The organism is Tenacibaculum xiamenense, assembly GCF_964513065.1.
GTDB lineage: Bacteria > Bacteroidota > Bacteroidia > Flavobacteriales > Flavobacteriaceae > Polaribacter > Polaribacter xiamenense.
The window spans coordinates 14,302-17,532 of the sequence record NZ_CAZEQU010000019.1; the positions used below are offsets into that span (position 1 = coordinate 14,302).

Sequence of the window (3,231 nt, forward strand, 5' to 3'; positions counted from 1 at the left end):
GGTGGTATCACAAGCACCAGGCGGGATATCAAATATTGAGGATATGTATCCATTATCCCCCTTACAGGATGGAATTTATTTCCATTATTTAATGAGTGATCAGGATCATGGAGATCCTTATGTTTTACCAAGTTTATACTCCTTCCCAAGTGAGGAAAAGAGAGCATTATTTATCGAGGCCTTACAGTTTGTAGTGAACCGTCATGATGTTTTACGTACCTGTGTTGTCAGTGAAGGTTTACCACAGGCAGTTCAGATAGTTCTTAGAGAAGCAGTATTGGAGGTAGAGGAGTTAGATGTGGCTTTACCAGAATTAGAATTACTAGCAGAGCCAGGAAATCAACGAATGGATGTTTCTAAAGCACCATTACTTGAATTAAAATCAGCAGATGATAAAGAGAATGATAATTACTACCTAATTATCAATCAACATCATTTAGTTTTTGATCATGTCGGTCTAGAAATCATTATCCGTGAAGTAGGGGCTTATTTATCAGGGAAAACAAGCAATCTTTCAACACCAGTTTTATATAGAGACTTTATAGGACATACACTTCATTCACAAGCAACCAATGATAGTGAAGCCTATTTTACAAGTCTATTAGAAGGAATCGACACGCCGACCTATCCATTTGGATTATCAGATATTCAAGGAACAGGAAGTGATATTAAAGAATCACGTCTTATTTTATCAGAGCAGTTAAGTGAGTCAATAAGAAAGGTAAGTACTGGTTTAGGAATGAGCTCTGCGGTTATATTCCATGCAGCGTACGGACTTGTTGTAGGAAAATGTAGTAATGCAGAGTATGCATTATTTGGAACCTTATTTTCAGGACGTTTACAAGGAGTTTCAGGAGCGGCAGATTCATTAGGATTATTCATTAACACATTGGCGTTCTTGGTAGAACTTAATGGAAGTGTAGCAGATTATATTACTCAGGTTAAAGAGCGACTAGGAGAATCGTTACCATACGAGCAAACACCACTTTCAAACATTCAGAATTGGAGTGAGATTTCTAATGAGGTACCTTTCTTTAGTGCCTTATTAAACTACCGTCACTCATCAATACCAACGGAAGAAGAAGCTGAAGAGGATATTATTGATTTAGGAATAGAGGTTATCAGTGATCATGAGCGTACGAATTATCCGTTTTCATTAAATGTTGATGATTTTGGAAAGGAGTTTCAATTAACTGCTCAGATTGATGGCAGTATTGATACCGAGCGTGTACTTGCTTTTATGGAAGAAGCTTTGGTACAACTTGTAGAAGGACTGCAATCAGAAGAATCAGTACCAGTTGCAAGTTTATCAATTTTAGCAAAAGAAGAAAAATTACAATTATTAGAGACTTTCAACAACACTCATGCTGAGTATTCATTGGATAAAACATTGGTTGATTTATTTGCAGAGCAAGTGACTAAAACACCAGAAGCGATTGCAGTTGTTTTTGAAAATGAGGCATTAACCTTTGCGGAATTAGACGAGCGTTCAAATCAATTAGCACACTACTTACATGAGCAAGGAGTTACTCCAGATACTTTAGTTGGTATTTGTATTGAACGAAGTACTGAGATGTTAGTAAGCATTTTAGGGATCTTAAAATCAGGAGGAGCATATGTGCCGATTGATCCAGAATATCCAGAAGATCGCATTGAGTATATGCTTACTGATGCTGATATCAAATTGGTATTGACTAGTAAAAAAGTCAATTCAGAAGTACTAGGAGATCGAGAAGGTATTACAGTTGTAGCTTTAGATAGCCAATGGGAAACGATAGCGAATTACTCTAAAGAAGTTTTAACTTCAGTAGTATCTCCAGAGAACTTGGCTTATGTCATCTATACTTCAGGAAGTACAGGGAAACCAAAAGGAGTAATGAACCAGCACAATGGTATTGTAAACCGTTTGTTATGGACGCAATCAGAATATCAATTAACTTCAGAAGATACTATTCTACAAAAAACAACTTTCAGTTTTGATGTATCGGTATGGGAGTTATTATGGGGAGCAATTTGTGGTTCGAAATTAGTATTCGCAAAACCAGAAGGCCATAAAGATGCTCGTTATTTAAAAGAAATTATAGAAGAACAAAAAGTAACAACGATGCACTTTGTTCCATCGATGTTAAGAGTGTTCTTAGAAGAAATAGAAAAAGGAGATTGTTCTTCTTTACGTCGTGTAATTTGTAGTGGAGAAGCCTTACAGGTAGATCATGTAGCATTATTTAACGAGAAGTTTACAGGAACGGAATTACACAATTTATACGGACCAACAGAAGCAGCGATTGATGTAAGTTATTGGCCAGTTCCATTAGAAAAACAAATCGATAATGTATTAATCGGACGTCCAGTAGCCAATACAAGTTTATATGTATTGGATGACTCGATGAATTTAGTACCAGTAGGCGTTGCAGGAGAATTATGTATTGGAGGAGTTCAGGTAGCTAGAGGATATTTAAACAAAGAAGAATTAACCAAAGAGAAGTTTATCTCGAATCCATTTAAGGAAGCCGATCGAATCTATAAGACAGGAGATTTAGCTAGATGGTTACCAGATGGAACAATAGAATATATTGGAAGAAAAGACAATCAGGTTAAGATTCGTGGGTATAGAATTGAGTTAGGAGAGATTGAGAATGCTTTATCATTATTAGAAAGTATCAGTCAATGTTGTGTATTAGCTAAAGATGATAGTATAGGAAGCAAACGTTTGGTTGCTTATGTCGTTTCAAATGGAAAATTCGATAAGGAAAACATTCAAAATGAATTAAAAGAAGTTCTTCCAGAATACATGGTCCCTGGATTATGGGTTGAGTTAGAAACAATGCCATTAACAGTGAACGGTAAGTTAGATAGAAAAGCTTTACCAGAACCAGATGGATCATTATTATCAACCAAAGAGTATGTCGCTCCAAGAAACGAGTTAGAGGCTCAAATGGTGAGTATCTGGCAAGATGTATTAGGCATTGAAAAGATTGGAGTTTATGATAATTTCTTTGAATTAGGAGGACATAGTTTATTAGTTGTTCAGTTAATATCGAGATTACAAAAGATAGATTTCAATATCGCAGTAAAAGATATTTTCTCAAATCCAACGATTGCAGAAATAGCAGAAAGAGGATCTTCAGAGATTTTAACTTACGAAGTTCCAGCGAATGGAATTACAGAGGATACAGATTACATTGTACCAGAGATGGTTCCTTTATTGGATTTTGATCAAGAGGATATTGA

At 35.8% G+C, this 3,231-nt stretch carries 1 protein-coding gene (only partly in view); it reads left to right on the plus strand.

Every position in this 3,231-nt window falls within one protein-coding gene, locus ACKTTV_RS09155, for an amino acid adenylation domain-containing protein, read on the plus strand. The gene is 17,595 nt long; 14,294 of those nucleotides lie to the left of the window and 70 to its right, leaving coding positions 14,295-17,525 in view, spanning codon 4,765 (partial) through codon 5,842 (partial); the first codon wholly inside the window starts at position 2. Both the start codon and the stop codon lie outside the window.